At 65.1% G+C, this 14,964-nt stretch carries 13 protein-coding genes; all 13 read left to right on the top strand.

The features are described from left to right. The first annotated feature begins 1 nt into the window (after window position 1). The 13 genes from nuoG to ada all read left to right on the top strand — a co-directional run bounded on the left by nuoG (window position 2) and on the right by ada (window position 14,948). A complete protein-coding gene (gene nuoG / locus ABC969_RS02765; protein WP_345862805.1) occupies window positions 2-2,020 on the top strand; it encodes an NADH-quinone oxidoreductase subunit NuoG in 2,019 nt (672 codons plus the stop codon). A gap of 118 nt (window positions 2,021-2,138) precedes the next feature. Then, complete coding sequence (nuoH, locus tag ABC969_RS02760; protein ID WP_345862804.1) at window positions 2,139-3,320, top strand: NADH-quinone oxidoreductase subunit NuoH; 1,182 nt, start codon at window positions 2,139-2,141, stop codon at window positions 3,318-3,320. Next, complete coding sequence (gene nuoI / locus ABC969_RS02755) at window positions 3,317-3,802, top strand: NADH-quinone oxidoreductase subunit NuoI (protein WP_345862803.1); 486 nt, start codon at window positions 3,317-3,319, stop codon at window positions 3,800-3,802. The genes nuoH and nuoI overlap by 4 nt, the downstream gene beginning before the upstream one ends. A gap of 147 nt (window positions 3,803-3,949) precedes the next feature. Next, entirely contained in the window at window positions 3,950-4,561 is a 612-nt protein-coding gene (locus tag ABC969_RS02750) for an NADH-quinone oxidoreductase subunit J (protein WP_345862801.1), read from the top strand. Continuing rightward, on the top strand, window positions 4,558-4,863 hold the full coding sequence (nuoK, locus tag ABC969_RS02745; protein WP_345862800.1) for an NADH-quinone oxidoreductase subunit NuoK: 306 nt from the start codon (window positions 4,558-4,560) through the stop codon (window positions 4,861-4,863). The genes ABC969_RS02750 and nuoK overlap by 4 nt, the downstream gene beginning before the upstream one ends. 4 nt (window positions 4,864-4,867) lie before the next feature. Beyond that, window positions 4,868-6,964 carry an NADH-quinone oxidoreductase subunit L gene (gene nuoL, locus ABC969_RS02740; protein WP_345862797.1) on the top strand — a complete coding sequence of 699 codons (2,097 nt, stop codon included), beginning with the start codon at window positions 4,868-4,870 and terminating at the stop codon, window positions 6,962-6,964. A gap of 109 nt (window positions 6,965-7,073) precedes the next feature. After that, window positions 7,074-8,600, top strand: coding sequence for an NADH-quinone oxidoreductase subunit M (locus ABC969_RS02735; RefSeq protein ID WP_345862795.1), 1,527 nt, complete (start codon window positions 7,074-7,076; stop codon window positions 8,598-8,600). Further along, window positions 8,597-10,054 (top strand): NADH-quinone oxidoreductase subunit NuoN, encoded by a 1,458-nt coding sequence (nuoN, locus tag ABC969_RS02730; RefSeq protein ID WP_345862794.1) that lies wholly within the window; start codon window positions 8,597-8,599, stop codon window positions 10,052-10,054. Before ABC969_RS02735 ends, nuoN begins: the two co-directional genes overlap by 4 nt. Continuing rightward, complete coding sequence (locus tag ABC969_RS02725; protein ID WP_345862791.1) at window positions 10,051-10,884, top strand: biotin--[acetyl-CoA-carboxylase] ligase; 834 nt, start codon at window positions 10,051-10,053, stop codon at window positions 10,882-10,884. The genes nuoN and ABC969_RS02725 overlap by 4 nt, the downstream gene beginning before the upstream one ends. A gap of 9 nt (window positions 10,885-10,893) precedes the next feature. After that, window positions 10,894-11,676, top strand: a complete 783-nt coding sequence (locus ABC969_RS02720; protein WP_345862789.1) for a type III pantothenate kinase — start codon at window positions 10,894-10,896, stop codon at window positions 11,674-11,676. A gap of 118 nt (window positions 11,677-11,794) precedes the next feature. Continuing rightward, on the top strand, window positions 11,795-13,435 hold the full coding sequence (locus ABC969_RS02715) for a ribonuclease J (protein ID WP_345862788.1): 1,641 nt from the start codon (window positions 11,795-11,797) through the stop codon (window positions 13,433-13,435). Window positions 13,436-13,442: 7 nt separating this feature from the next. Then, on the top strand, window positions 13,443-13,721 hold the full coding sequence (locus ABC969_RS02710; RefSeq protein WP_345862786.1) for a DUF1467 family protein: 279 nt from the start codon (window positions 13,443-13,445) through the stop codon (window positions 13,719-13,721). A 171-nt stretch (window positions 13,722-13,892) separates the two neighbouring features. Beyond that, window positions 13,893-14,948, top strand: a complete 1,056-nt coding sequence (ada, locus tag ABC969_RS02705; protein ID WP_345862785.1) for a bifunctional DNA-binding transcriptional regulator/O6-methylguanine-DNA methyltransferase Ada — start codon at window positions 13,893-13,895, stop codon at window positions 14,946-14,948. Window positions 14,949-14,964 lie beyond the last annotated feature (16 nt).

The raw sequence follows: 14,964 nt of genomic DNA, 5'->3' as shown, positions 1-14,964 counted from the left end.
AATGCCAAAACTGAAAGTAGACGGCGTCGAGGTCGAAGTACCCGCCGGTGCCACCGTGCTGCAGGCGTGCGAGATCGCCGGTAAGGAAATCCCGCGTTTTTGCTATCACGAGCGGCTCAGCATTGCGGGCAATTGCCGCATGTGCCTGGTCGAGGTGAAGCCCGGTCCGCCCAAGCCGCAGGCGTCGTGCGCGCTGCCGGCGGCGGACAATCAGGAAGTGTTCACCAATTCGCCGATGGTGAAGAATGCACGCGAAGGCGTGATGGAATTCCTGCTGATCAACCATCCGCTGGATTGCCCGATCTGCGATCAGGGCGGCGAATGCGATCTGCAGGATCAGAGCCTGGCCTATGGCCGCGGTCACTCGCGCTATGACGAGAACAAGCGCGCGGTGACCGAGAAATATATGGGGCCGATCGTCAAGACGGTGATGACGCGCTGCATCCAGTGCACGCGCTGCATCCGGTTTGCCGAGGAAGTCGCCGGGGTCGAGGAAATCGGCGCGATCGGGCGCGGCGAGGATATGCAGATCACCTCGTATCTCGAAGGCGCGGTGACCAGCGAATTGTCCGGCAACGTGGTCGATCTGTGTCCGGTGGGCGCACTGACCAGCAAGCCGTACTCGTTCGAAGCGCGGCCGTGGGAACTCAAGAAGACGCTGTCGATCGACGTGATGGATGCGGTTGGCACCAATATCCGGCTCGACAGCCGCGGTCGCCAGGTGCTGCGTGCGCTCCCCGTGATCAACGAGGACGTCAACGAGGAGTGGGCCAGCGACAAGACGCGGCATGCGGTCGACGGGCTTGTGCGCGGGCGGCTCGATTCGCCCTATGTGCGGGTGAACGGCAAGCTGCAAAAGGCCAGCTGGGATGACGCGTTCCGCGCCATCGCGGCGGTTGATGCCGGCAGCAGTGTTGCCGCAGTGCATGGCGATCTGGTCGATTGCGAAACGCTGTTCGCGGCCAAGGCGTTGCTCGGCGCGATGGGCTCGACGCTGATCGAGGGGCGGCAGACGGGGATGGATTACGACGCCACCTCGCTGGCGGCGGTCAACTTCAACACCACGATCGCCGGCACCGAAGACGCCGATGTGATCCTGCTGGTCGGCACCAATCTGCGCTGGGAAGCACCGCTGGTGAACACCCGCGTGCGCAAGGCGATCAAGAAGGGCGCGAAGGTCTTCGCGATCGGCCCGGAGACGGACCTGACGTACCGCGTCGAGTGGCTCGGTGACGATCTGGCGCTGCTGGGCAATCTGCCGCAGGTGGTGCGCGATGCGTTTGCCGGTGCAGCCAAGCCGATGGTCATCGTCGGCGGGGCGGCGCTCAAGGGCGGGCAGGGCGCCGTCTTGGCGCTGGCCGGGTCGCTCAATCTGGTGCGCACGCTTGAAGACGGGGGGGCGTGGAACGGCTTCAACGTGGTGCATATGGCGGCATCGCGGATGGGCGGGCTGATGCTCGGCTGGGCGCAGCCGGGCGGCATCGCCGATGTCGCCGCAGCCAAGCCGAAGCTGGCCTTCTTCCTCGGCGCGGATGAGCTTGATTATGCGGCGTTCGCTGAGAGCTTCAAAGTGTATGTCGGGCATCACGGTGACGTGGGCGCGCGGCATGCCGATGTGATCCTGCCGGGCGCCAGCTATGCCGAGAAATCGGGCACCTGGGTCAATCTCGAAGGGCGCGTGCAGCGCGGCGAGCGGGCGGTGTTCCCGCCCGGCGATGCGCGCGAGGACTGGACGATCCTGCGCGCGCTCTCTGCGGTGCTGGGCCAGACGCTCCCGTTCGACACGATCGACGAGTTGCGCGCAGCGATGGGCGCGGCCGTGCCAGAGCTTGGCAGCCTGGGCCTCAAGACGTTCGCGTGGAACCCGCCGGCGCTCGACGCGACAGCCATGGGCACGATCACGGGCTATCCGATCAAGGATTTCTATCTGACCAATGCGATTTGCCGGGCGAGCCCGACAATGCAGCGTTGCTCGGCTGAACTGGTCCATGGCCAGGAATTTGCAGAGGCTGCGGAATGACCTTCTTCGCAACTTTCGTCATCCCAGCGCAAGACGGGATCTCGTGCGGCTCCTGTCCCGCGCCATCGGCTGAAACCCCAGCGTGCGCTGGGGTGACGGTTATTCTGGGAGCGGGTGCATGACCGCTTTCTTTACGTCGCACGGCATGGATTACGGCTGGGCGTGGTTCCTTTCCACGATCATCGGCATCCTCGTCATCGCGCTGCCGCTGATGTTGGCCGTCGCCATGATCATCTATGCCGATCGCAAGATCTGGGCGGCGATGGCGCTGCGCCGTGGGCCCAACGTGGTTGGCCCCTTCGGGCTGCTGCAGAGCTTTGCCGATGGCCTGAAGGTGTTCCTGCAGGAAACCATCGTGCCGACGGCGGCGAACAAGGGGCTGTTCCTCCTGGCCCCGATCATCACCTTCACGGTGGCGCTGATCGTGTGGGCGGTGGTGCCGTTCGGTGTCGGCGTAGTGCTGGCCGACATCAATGTCGGCTTGCTCTACGTGCTCGCGGCGTCGTCGCTCGGCGTATACGGCATCATCCTGGCGGGCTGGTCGTCAAACTCCAAATATCCGTTTTTCTCGGCGATCCGCGCCGCGGCGCAGATGGTCAGCTATGAAGTCGCGATCGGCTTCATCCTGATCTCGGTGGTGTTGTGGAGCGGCAGCTTTAACCTGTCGGACATCGTCAACGCACAGCGCGCGATCTATCCGTGGCTGCCGGTCAACGGTTTCATCTTCAATCCGCTGCTCTTCCCGATGGCGATCATGTTCTTCATCTCGTCGCTGGCCGAGACGCAGCGCGCGCCGTTCGATCTGACCGAGGCGGAGAGCGAGCTCGTCGCCGGGTACCAGACCGAATATTCGTCCATGTCGTTCGCGCTGTTCTGGCTCGGCGAGTACGCCAACGTCATCCTGATGTGCGCGCTGAACGCGATCCTGTTCTGGGGCGGGTATCTGCCGCCGTTCGACTGGGCGCCGCTTTACTGGGTGCCGGGGATCATCTGGCTGTTCGCCAAGATGCTGTTCTTCTTCTTCCTGTTCAGCTGGGTGAAGGCGACCGTGCCGCGCTATCGCTACGATCAGCTGATGCGGCTGGGGTGGAAGGTGTTCCTGCCGGTGTCACTCTTCTGGGTGTTCCTGGTCTCGGGCTTTCTGATGCTGACCCGCGTCGGCACCGAGTGCGACGCCTCCGAGCGCGTCTATCTCAAGCAATATGGCACCGCGAGCGCGCTGTATCAGGCGCAACGCCCCGTTTACCCGACCGACGGCGTGTGCCGTGACAAGGTCCTTTCCCCGGAGAAGCGCCCGTGAGCGTCGCGCAATATATCAAGGCGTTTACGCTGTGGGAGTTCGTCAAGGCGCATGCACTGACCTTGAAATACTTCTTCAAGGCGAAGGCGACGATCAACTATCCGTTCGAGAAGAACCCGCTGAGCCCGCGCTTCCGCGGCGAGCATGTGCTGCGCCGTTATCCCAATGGCGAAGAACGCTGCATCGCGTGCAAATTGTGCGAGGCGGTGTGCCCGGCGCAAGCGATCACCATCGAGGCCGAGCCGCGCGAGGATGGCAGCCGCCGCACCACGCGCTACGACATCGACATGACCAAGTGCATCTATTGCGGTCTGTGTCAGGAAGCCTGCCCGGTCGACGCGGTGGTCGAGGGGCCGAACCTCGAATTCTCGACCGAGACGCGTGAGGAACTGATCTACGATAAGGCGAAACTGCTCGCCAATGGCGATCGGTGGGAGCGCGCCATCGCCGCGAACCTTGCCGCCGATGCGCCGTACCGTTAAGCGCGCGACAACAGTTGGGCATCCGATGATTCACACCTTTCCCGTCATCCCAGCGCACGCTGGGATCTCGTGCCGCAAGGGCGCGCTTAGTTACCTGGAGACCCCGGCTTGCGCTGGGGTGACGGGTATCGGTTGGATGCACGCAGCATGATCCAGGCCATCGCCTTTTATCTGTTCGCCATCATGGTGATCGTCTCGGGCGCGCTGACGATCACGTCGCGCAATCCGGTGCACGCCGTGTTGTGGCTGATCCTGGCCTTTTTCAACGCCGCGGGGCTGATGGTGTTGGTCGGCGCCGAGTTCATCGCGATGCTGCTTGTCATCGTTTATGTCGGTGCGGTCGCGGTGCTGTTCCTGTTCGTCGTGATGATGCTCAATGTCGACTTTGCCGAGTTGCGGGCGGGCTTTGCGCGCTATGCCGCGATCGGCCTGGCGCTGGCCATCGCGCTGGCCGCGGAAGTGATGATCGCGTTCGGCGCCTGGAGCGCGGGCGGGATCGAGCTTGCCCGCCGCGCCGCGCCGATCGATCCGGGCGTGTCCAATATCGCCGCGATCGGGCAGCTGCTCTACACGCGCTATCTGTTCGTCTTCGAAGGCGCCGGGCTGGTGCTGCTGGTGGCGATGATCGGCGCGATCGTGCTGACGCATCGTGAGCGCGGCGGCGTGCGCGGGCAGAATATCTCGCGCCAGATCGCACGGCGTCCGCAAGATGCGACGCGCAACACGCAGCCCGTGATCGGGCAGGGGATCGAACTGTGATTGGGCTGACGCATTATCTGGTCGTCGCGGCGATCCTCTTCGCGCTGGGCGTGGTGGGCATCATTGCCAACCGCAAGAACCTGATCGTCATGCTGATGGCGGTCGAGCTGATCCTGCTCAGCGTGAATATCAATTTCGTGGCCTTCTCCAGCTACCTGCAGGATCTGGTCGGCCAGGTTTTCGCGATGTTCGTGCTGACCGTCGCGGCGGGCGAGGCGGCCATCGGGCTGGCCATTCTGGTAATCTATTTCCGTGGGCGCGGTACGATCTCGGTCGACGACGTCAACCGGATGAAGGGGTGATTTGGTGATCCTCCTTATCGTATTCCTGCCGCTGCTCGCGGCCATCGTCGCCGGGTTCGGTAATCGCGCGATTGGCAACGGTCCGGCGAAGATCGTCACCACCGCGGCGTTGTTCGTCTCGGCGGCGCTCAGCTGGCCGGTGTTCTTCTCGTATATCGGCGGCAGCGCCGAGCCGCAGGTGGTGCAGGTGCTGCACTTCATCCGATCGGGCACGATGGACGTGTCCTGGGCATTGCGGGTGGATTCGCTCACCGCGGTGATGCTGGTGGTGATCACCTCGGTGTCGGCGCTCGTTCACCTGTATAGCTGGGGCTATATGGCGGAGGACGATAGCCAGCCGCGCTTCTTCGCGTATCTGTCGCTGTTCACTTTCGCGATGCTGATGCTGGTGACCGCCAACAACCTCGTGCAGATGTTCTTCGGCTGGGAAGGCGTCGGGCTCGCCTCGTACCTGCTGATCGGTTTCTGGTTCCGCAAACCATCGGCCAACGCTGCGGCGATCAAGGCGTTCGTCGTCAACCGCGTCGGCGATCTCGGCTTCATGCTCGGAATCTTCGGCACGTTCCTGGTGTTCGGCACGGTCTCCATTCCGGAAATCCTCGCCGCAGCACCGGGCATGACCGGATCGACGATCGGCTTCCTTGGCTACCGGCTCGATACGATGACAGTGCTGTGCCTGCTGCTGTTCGTCGGCGCGATGGGCAAGTCCGCGCAGCTTGGGCTGCACACCTGGCTGCCCGACGCGATGGAAGGCCCGACCCCGGTGTCGGCGCTGATCCATGCCGCGACGATGGTCACCGCCGGCGTTTTCATGGTCTGCCGCTTGTCGCCGATGTTCGAGACGTCGCCGGTCGCCCTGGGCGTGGTGACGACGATCGGCGCGGCGACGTGCCTGTTCGCCGCCACCGTCGGTCTGGTGCAGACCGACATCAAGCGCGTGATCGCTTATTCGACCTGCTCGCAGCTCGGCTACATGTTCTTTGCCGCAGGCATCGGCGCCTATGGCGCGGCGATGTTCCACCTCTTCACGCACGCCTTCTTCAAGGCGTTGCTGTTCCTGGGCGCCGGTTCGGTGATCCATGCGATGCACCACGAGCAGGACATGCGCTTCTATGGCGGCCTGCGCAAAAGCATCCCAGTCACCTTCTGGGCGATGATGATGGGCACGCTGGCCATCACCGGCGTTGGCCTGCCGGCGGTGTTCGGTAACGAACTGGCGATCGGCTTTGCCGGCTTCCACTCGAAGGACGGCATCATCGAGGCGGCCTGGGCCGCGGGCCAGCCCGGCGTTTGGTTCGTCGGCGTGCTCGTTGCCTTGCTGACCAGCTTCTATTCGTGGCGCCTCATGTTCCTGACCTTCTACGGGAGCCCGCGCTGGGCGCAGTCGGAGCATATCCAGCACGCCATTCATGACGCGCATGGCCATGGCCATGACGATCACCACGCCGCGGCGCACGATGCGCATCCGGCGGCGGAAGACGCCGGGCATACGCCGGATGCGCACGCCGCTGATGCGCATGCGCTGCCGGAAGGCACGGGAGGCTATCACCCGCACGAGAGCCCGCTGCCGATGCTGATCCCGCTCATCGTGCTGTCGATAGGCGCTATTGCCGCCGGCTTCGCGTTTCACGGCTTCTTCATCGAGCCAGAGGCGGGCGAGCATTATTGGAAGGGCGCGATCGCCTTCCGCGAGCATCTGATGCACGAAATGCACGGGGTGCCGACGCTGATCAAGCTGTCGGCGACGATCGCCATGCTGCTCGGGCTGTGGGGCGCGTGGACGGCCTATATCCGCAACCCGGCGATCCCCAGGGCAGTGTCGACGCAGTTCAGCGTGATCTACGATTTCCTGCTGCACAAATGGTATTTCGACGAACTGTATAATCTGCTGTTCGTCCGTCCTGCCTTCGCCATCGGCCGCTTCTTCTGGCATCGCGGCGACGAAAAGACGATCGACCGGTTTGGGCCCAACGGCTCGGCCTGGCTGGTGCAGCAAGGCACGCGCGTCACCGCGCGGGTCCAGACGGGATACCTTTATAGCTATGCGTTCGTCATGCTGGTCGGCCTGACCGCCGCGATTACCTGGGCGATTTCGAAGTGAGCGCTACACCAAACATCGTCATCCCAGCGCAAGCTGGGATCTCATGCGGCTCGTGTCCCGCGTTCACCCTTGAGACCCCAGCGTTCGCTGGGGTGACGGGAGTGGCTTTGTGAGCGGCTTTCCCATTCTCTCCGTGATGCTGGCGATCCCGGTGATCGCTGCCGTGAGCTGCCTGTTCGTCGGCGCGACCAACGCGCGCTGGCTGGCGCTCGCTGCCACGCTGATCGATCTGGTGCTCGGCATCGGTCTGTGGGCACAATTCGATGTCGGCGGCGCCCAGTGGCAGTTCGTCGAGGATGGCGGGTCGCTCGGCGTGTTCAGCTGGAAGCTCGGCATCGATGGCATCGCGCTGATGCTGATCATGCTCAGCGTGTTCCTGATGCCGATCTGCATTGGTGCCAGCAGCGCGATCACCAAGCGCGTGCCCGAATATATGGCGGCATTCCTCGTCACCGAAACGCTGATGATCGGCACGTTCGCCGCGCAGGATCTGTTCCTGTTCTACATCTTCTTCGAGGCCGGCCTGATCCCGATGTATCTGATCATCGGCATCTGGGGCGGCGTGAACCGCATCTACGCGTCGTATAAGTTCTTCCTGTATACGCTGCTTGGCTCGGTGCTGATGCTGGTCGCAATGCTGTGGATGGTGCACCATGCCGGCACCAGCGACATCCCGACCCTGCTCAACTACGATTTCCCCGTGCAGGCGCAAACCTGGCTGTGGCTCGCCTTCTTCGCTTCGTTTGCGGTGAAGATGCCGATGTGGCCGGTGCACACCTGGCTGCCCGATGCGCACGTCCAGGCGCCGACCGCGGGCTCGGTGATCCTGGCCGGTGTGTTGCTCAAGCTTGGCGGTTACGGCTTCCTGCGCTTCTCGCTGCCGATGTTCCCCGAAGCGAGCGGCGAGCTGACCTGGCTGATCCTCGGCCTGTCCGCCGTGGCGGTGATCTACACGTCGCTGGTCGCGCTGGTGCAGTCCGACATGAAGAAGCTGATCGCCTATTCCTCGGTGGCGCACATGGCGATCGTGACGATCGGTCTGTTCGCCTTCAACCAGCAGGGCATCGAAGGCGCGATGATGATGATGCTGAGCCACGGACTCGTATCCGGCGCGCTGTTCCTGTGCGTCGGCGTGATCTACGATCGGCTGCACACGCGCGAGATCGACCGGTACGGCGGTTTGGCGATCAACATGCCGCGCTACGCCTTGTTCTTCCTGTTGTTCACGATGGCCTCGATCGGCCTGCCGGGCACCAGCGGGTTCGTCGCCGAATTCTTGGCCCTGATGGGCGTGTATCAGGTCTCGACCTGGGCTGCCTTGCTGTGCACCACCAGTATCATCCTGGGCGCGGCCTACATGCTGTATCTCTATCGCCGCGTCGTATTCGGGGAGCTCACTAAGGACGATGTCCGCGCGATGCCCGATATTTCGCTGCGGGAATTCGCGCTGCTGGCGCCGATCGCGGCCGTCGTGCTGTGGATGGGCGTGTATCCGGAAAGCTTCATGGCGCCGATGCGCAGTGACGTGGCGACGCTCGTCGCGCGCGTTGCCCGTGCCACGCCGCCCAGCGATTCCAATCCAACCATGGGCAAGGCACCGGCTCCTGCAGCCGCGCATGCCGGGGGCCACGAATGACCACTTCCGCCAATCTGTTGATGACGCTGCCGGAGATCGTGCTGGCATTGGGCGCGCTCGCGCTGATGCTGGTCGCCGCTTGGGGCGGCCAGGCGGTGACGCGTGCCGTATCGTGGGCCAGCGTCGCCGTGCTGATCGGCGCGGCGATCGCGCTGATCGGACCGGCATCGAGCGGCGGCATGGCGTTTGACGGGCTGTACCGGGCGGATGTGTTCGGTGCGTTCTGCAAGGTGCTGATCTATGCCACCAGCGCGGTGTGCATCCTGATAGCGCCGCGCTTCTTCGCGCGCACCGCGGGCGATGATCTGCGCCCCGAATATCCGGTGCTGATTCTGCTTTCGTGCGTCGGCATGGGCATGATGGCCTCGGCCAGCGATCTGCTGCCGCTCTATGTCGGGCTCGAGCTGCAGAGCCTTGCCGCCTATGTGCTCGCCAGCTTCATGCGGCAGGATACGCGCTCGGCCGAAGCGGGGCTTAAATATTTCGTGCTCGGCGCGCTGGCCAGCGGCATTCTGCTGTACGGTATCTCGCTGATCTACGGCTTCAGCGGATCGACGACGTTCGATCAGATCGCCACGGCCTATACCACTGGCGGCCAATCGCTCGGGCTCACCTTCGGCCTGGTGTTCGTGTTCGCCGGCATCGCCTTCAAGCTAGCCGCCGTGCCGTTCCACATGTGGACCCCCGACGTGTACGAAGGCGCGCCGACGCCGGTCACCGCCTTCTTCGCCAGCGCGCAAAAGGTGGCGGCGATGGCGATCGCGGTGCGCGTCGCGATCGAGGCGATGGGCTCGGCCACCGACCAGTGGCGCCAGATCGTAATCTTCGCCGCCTTGGCCTCGATCATCCTCGGCGCCGTGGCGGCGATCGGGCAGAGCAATATCAAGCGGCTGCTGGCCTATTCGTCGATCAACAATGTCGGCTTCGTGCTGGTCGGGCTGGCGGCGGGCACCGAGGCGGGGATCGCGTCGGTGCTGTTCTATCTCACCGTCTATGTCGTGATGACTTTGGGCAGCTTCATCGTCGTGCTGCAGATGCGCGACGTTAACGGGCAACCGGTCGAGACGATCGCCAGCCTGTCCGGCCTGTCGCAGACGCGGCCGTTGCTGGCGCTGGCGATGGCGATCTTCATGTTCTCGCTGGCGGGGATTCCGCCGTTGCTCGGCTTCAACGCCAAGCTGGCGGTGTTCAATGCCGCGGTGGGTGCTGGCCTGTATCCGCTGGCGGTGGTCGGCTTCGTCGCTTCGGTGATCGGCGCTTATTATTATCTGCGCGTCGTCAAGGTGATGTATTTCGACGATCCGGCGCCGGAATATCAGAAAGAGCCCAATATCGTTGAAGGTGGCTTGATCGCTGCGGCGGCGGTGTTCGTCTCGCCGATCGGCTGGGTATTGCTCGCGCCGCTCGGGCTGATGACGCTGAACGCGGCGCACGCGCTGTTCCTGAACGCGTGATCCGCACCGTCGCGGAGACGGGATCGACCAACGCCGACATGCTGGAGCTGGCGCGCAGCGGGGCGGCCGAGGGGCTATGGTTGCGCGCCGAGCGGCAGGTCAGCGGTCGCGGACGGCAGGGCCGGGCCTGGGTGGCACCGGCCGGCAACTTGTCGGCATCTACCCTGGTGAGATTGCGGGCCACGGATCCGCAGGCGGCGACGCTGGCGCTGGTGGCGGCGGTGGCGCTGCAGGAGGCGGTCGAGGTGTATCTGCCCGATCCCCAGAATCACGACGTCACCCCGGACTTGTTCCGGGGGCCACCAGGCGGCTTGCTCCGCATGTCGGGATCGAGCGGGGAGCGTGCGGCACAGTGGACCCCGGAACAAGTGTGGGGTGACGGGGGGAGTGCGGCGCGCGCCATGCTAAAATGGCCCAACGATCTCCTCATCGCCGGCGCCAAGATTTCCGGCATCCTGCTCGAACGCGCCGACGACGCGGTCGTGGTCGGCATCGGCGTCAATCTCGCCGCGCATCCTGACGATCTCGAACGCCCCACCACCAGTCTCGCCGCGCACGGCGCCAGCCCCGATCCCGCCGAGTTTCTCGAAACGCTAGCCGAAGCCTTTGCCCGCTGGCTCGCGCGCTGGCGCGGCGAGGGCCTGGCCCCGATCCGGACCCGCTGGCTGGAGCGCGCGCACCCGATCGGCACGGCGCTCACCGCGCGACTGCCGGATGGCGACGCGGCAGACGGGCTGTTCGACGGGCTGGATGCGGACGGCGCGCTGATCCTGCGCTTGGCGGACGGCCAGCGCCGTGTCATTCACGCCGCCGACATATTTCTGATCTGAAAGGTCGCCATGCTGCTCGCCATCGATGCCGGCAATACCAATGTCGTGTTCGCGCTGGTCGAGCGCGGCACAATCAAGGCGCGTTGGCGCATCGCCACCGATCCCAGGCGGACGGCCGACGAATATGCCGTGTGGCTCAGCCAGTTGCTGACGCTGGAGGGTTATGATCGCCAGGCGGTCACCGGCGTGATCATCGCCACCGTCGTGCCCCGCGCGCTACACAATCTGCAGGTGCTGGCCCGCAAATATTTCGGCGGCGAACCGCTGATCGCGGGCGAGCCGCCGGTCGAATGGGGCATGGCGCTCGATGTCGATGAGCCGCGCTCGGTCGGCGCGGATCGCGCGGTGACGATGATCGCGGCGCACAAACTTCACGCCGGCGATCTCATCGTGATCGATTTCGGCACGGCGACCACCTTCGATCTGGTCGATTATTCCGGCGCCTATAAAGGCGGGATCATCGCGCCGGGGATCAACCTGTCGCTGGACGCTTTGGTTACCGCCGCGGCCAAGCTGCCGCGCATCGCGATCGAGGCGCCCGACGGCACCAGCGTGATCGGGCGCGATACCGTCAGCCAGATGCATATCGGCATTTATTGGGGCTATGTGGCGATGATCGAGGGGCTCGTCGCGCGCATGAAGGCGGAGGTCGGGCGGCCGGTAAAGGTCATCGCCACGGGTGGTCTTGCCACGCTGTTTGAGAAGCAAACCCGCGTGTTTGACGTGATCGAAGCCGATCTGACCATTCAGGGGCTGGCGATGTTGTACGATCGCGCCCATATAGAAGCCTGAGAGTCTCGAGTGCGCGCCTGTACGGCGGCGCCCCTTCCTCAACCAGATCATTCGCGCTTCACCGCGCATCCCTATGTCGCCCGCCGGAGGGCGAGCGGCTGTTTTAAGAAAGACCTACGTGACCAATCCTAAGAACGAACTTCTCTACGTCGCCCTGGGTGGCTCCGGCGAAATCGGCATGAACGTCAATCTCTATGGCTGTAACGGCAAATGGGTGATGGTCGATTGCGGCGTAACCTTCGCCGATCCGCAATATCCCGGCATCGATCTGATCCTGCCCGATCTCGCCTTTATCGAGGAGCGCCTCGGCGATCTCGTCGGCATCGTGCTGACGCACGGGCATGAGGATCATATCGGCGCGCTGCCGTATCTCGCCGAAGATCTAGGCGTGCCGCTGTTCGCCACGCCGTTCACCGCCGGGCTGATCCGCGGCAAGCTGGAAGAAGAAGGCAACGCATCGCGCGTCAAGCTCAAGACGATCCAGGTCGGCGAGGGTTTCGATCTGGGGCCGTTCCACTTCACCTTCGTGCCGATGTCGCACTCGATCCCAGAATCCAGCGCGCTGCTGATCGACACGCCCTACGGCAACATCTTCCACACCGGCGACTGGAAGCTCGATGCCACGCCCGTGATCGGCAGCCCGGCCACCGCCGAGCAGCTGTCGGCAATCGGCGATGCCGGTATCCTGGCGTTGGTGTGCGATTCGACCAACGTGTTCAACATGGACGCCTCGGGCTCCGAGCGCGACGTGCGCGCCGGGCTGATGGAGCAGGTCGCCAAGGCGCCGGGCCGGGTGATGGTCACGTCGTTCGCGTCCAATGCCTCGCGCCTGCACACGCTGGGTGAAGTGGCGCGCGAAACCGGGCGTCAGCTCTGCGTTGCCGGCCGCTCGCTCGATCGCATCATCAAGGTGGCGCGCGCGACTGGGTATCTGAAGGATTTCCCCGAGCTGATCTCGCCCGAGGCGGCGATGCGCCTGCCGCGGGACAAGGTGCTGGTGATCGCCACGGGCGGGCAAGGCGAGGAGCGCGCCGCGCTCGGCCGCGTCGCCGCCGGGTCGCACCCAATCTCGCTCGATGCGGGTGATACGGTGATCTTCTCGTCCAAGCAGATTCCGGGCAACGAAGTCGCCATCGGCCTCATTCAGAACAAGCTGGCGGCCAAGGGCGTGATGATGGTCAATGATCGTCAGGCGCTGGTCCATGTGTCGGGCCATCCGGGCCGTCCGGAGCTGGCGCAGATGTATCGCTGGATGCGTCCCGAGGTGCTGATCCCGGTGCACGGTGAAATGCGCCATCTGATGGAGCAGGCGCGCTTCGCGCTGGCCGAAGGCGTCGAGCGCGCGCTGGTGCAGACCAATGGCGATATCGTGCGGCTGGCGCCGGGCGAGCCGACCAAGATCGGCCACGCGCATCACGGCCGTCTGGTGCTGGATGGCGATGTGATTTTGCCCGGCGACGGCGGCACCATCAACGAGCGCCGCAAGCTGGCGGTGAACGGCCAGATTTCGGTGGCGGTGGCGGTCGACAAGGGTGGCCGCATGCTTGGCCAGCCGCAGGTGCGTCTGCAGGGCATCCCGGTCGAGGAGGATCGCGATCCGTTCGTCGCAGAGGTGGCCGGCGCGCTGGTCCAGGCTGTGCGGCAGGGCGGTCGCGATCGCGCCAAGCTGCGCGAGGCGCTGCGTCTAGCTGTGCGCAAGGTGGCGACGCGCTGGACCGGCAAGAAGCCGATCGTCGACGTGCTGCTGATCGAGGCCTGATCGGCGCATGCGCTGGACCTCGGCCCTTGCGATCTACATTCTGTTCTGGGCCTTTTCGGTGTTCTTCGTGCTGCCCTTCGGGGTGCGCACGTCGGACGAGGCCGGGGTGCCCCGTGTGCCCGGCCAATCGGAAAGCGCCCCGCACACCTTTGCCGCGGGCAAGATCGCGCTGCGCGTGACGATCGTGGCAACGGTGCTGTTTACGGTATTCATGCTGAATTACGTAAACGGCTGGGTGCTGGCCAAGGATCTCGATCTGTTTGGGGCGATGGCAGGGCTTGAATAGGCCTGGAGCCGGGCAGACGTCAGCGGATCGAGCCTGACCCACACGATAGGCCGGGCCCCGCGGATGAACGCATATCAAGCTTCGTCGGATCGCCGTCGGGAGCGGGCTCGGTGACGCTTTGAGCGCAAGCCGCGGGGTGGCGGCGACCCGCTGAGGCCGTATACCCATCACATGACGAACGGCTTGATCGATCCTGAAGTGGCCTGGGCGGCATTCGCCGCGCGCGACCGGGCGTTCGATGGGCGGTTGGTGATCGCGGTGAAGACCACTGGTATCTATTGCAAACCGAGTTGCGCAGCGCGGCACCCGCGCCGTGAAAATGTCGCCTTCCACCCCGATTCGGCCTCGGCGCGCGCGGCGGGGTTTCGCGCGTGCCTGCGCTGCCTGCCCGACGATATCGGGCGCGATCGCATCGCCGTGGCGCGCGCGGTGGCGTTGCTGGAGGCGGCGGAGGATCCGCTCGGGCTGGACGCGCTGGCCGCCGCGGTGGGCTATGCGCCGCATCATTTTCACCGGCTGTTCAAGCGCGCCACCGGGGTGACGCCGGCGGCCTATGCGCGCGGGCTGAAGGCGCGCGCGGCGGCGCGGGCCTTGACCGCCGACGTCAGCGTCACGACGGCGATCTACGAGGCGGGCTATGCCGCGCCGAGCCGCTTTTATGCCGATGGCGCGCCGCGGCTGGGCATGACGCCCTCGGCGTGGCGGCGGGGCGGGGCGGGGGTGACGATCCGCTGGACATTGGCGGATACCAGCCTGGGGCCGCTGCTGATCGCGGCGACCGACAAGGGGCTGTGCCGGATCGCCTTTGACGAGGATGCGCTGGCGCTGGCGGCGCGCTTCCCCAAGGCGGAGATCGTCGCCGGCGGGGCGGCGCTGGCCGATCTGGCGGCGCGCGTGGTGGCCAGCGTGGAATCGCCCGAGCGCGATCTCGATCTGCCGCTCGATGTGCAGGGCACGGCGTTTCAGGAAGCGGTGTGGCAGGCGCTGCGGCGTATCCCGATCGGCGAGAGCCTGTCCTATGCCGAGCTGGCGGCGGCAGCGGGCTCGCCCGGCGCGGTGCGCGCGGCGGGCACGGCGTGCGGCGCCAATCCGGTGGCGGTGGTGGTGCCATGCCACCGCGTGCAGCGCGGCGATGGCGCGATCGGCGGCTATGCCTACGGCGCGGATCGCAAGGCGGCGCTGCGCACGCGCGAGCGGGGCAAGGCGGGCGAGACGGGGCGAAATTAGCGGTTCAAATCGGCAG

The organism is Sphingomonas qilianensis, from assembly GCF_039614825.1.
GTDB classification, from domain to species: domain Bacteria; phylum Pseudomonadota; class Alphaproteobacteria; order Sphingomonadales; family Sphingomonadaceae; genus Sphingomonas; species Sphingomonas qilianensis.
Note: the sequence above shows the minus strand (reverse complement) of the source record. Positions and strands in the feature narration are given on the sequence as shown.

What these genes read in the sequence shown, in the direction of transcription:
- nuoG (WP_345862805.1), top strand. Translation starts at nt 2, where the DNA reads ATGCCAAAACTGAAAGTAGACGGCGTCGAGGTCGAAGTACCCGCCGGT.
- ada (WP_345862785.1), top strand. Translation starts at nt 13,893, where the DNA reads ATGACGAACGGCTTGATCGATCCTGAAGTGGCCTGGGCGGCATTCGCC.
- nuoN (WP_345862794.1), top strand. Translation starts at nt 8,597, where the DNA reads ATGACCACTTCCGCCAATCTGTTGATGACGCTGCCGGAGATCGTGCTG.
- ABC969_RS02710 (WP_345862786.1), top strand. Translation starts at nt 13,443, where the DNA reads ATGCGCTGGACCTCGGCCCTTGCGATCTACATTCTGTTCTGGGCCTTT.
- ABC969_RS02720 (WP_345862789.1), top strand. Translation starts at nt 10,894, where the DNA reads ATGCTGCTCGCCATCGATGCCGGCAATACCAATGTCGTGTTCGCGCTG.
- nuoH (WP_345862804.1), top strand. Translation starts at nt 2,139, where the DNA reads ATGACCGCTTTCTTTACGTCGCACGGCATGGATTACGGCTGGGCGTGG.
- ABC969_RS02750 (WP_345862801.1), top strand. Translation starts at nt 3,950, where the DNA reads ATGATCCAGGCCATCGCCTTTTATCTGTTCGCCATCATGGTGATCGTC.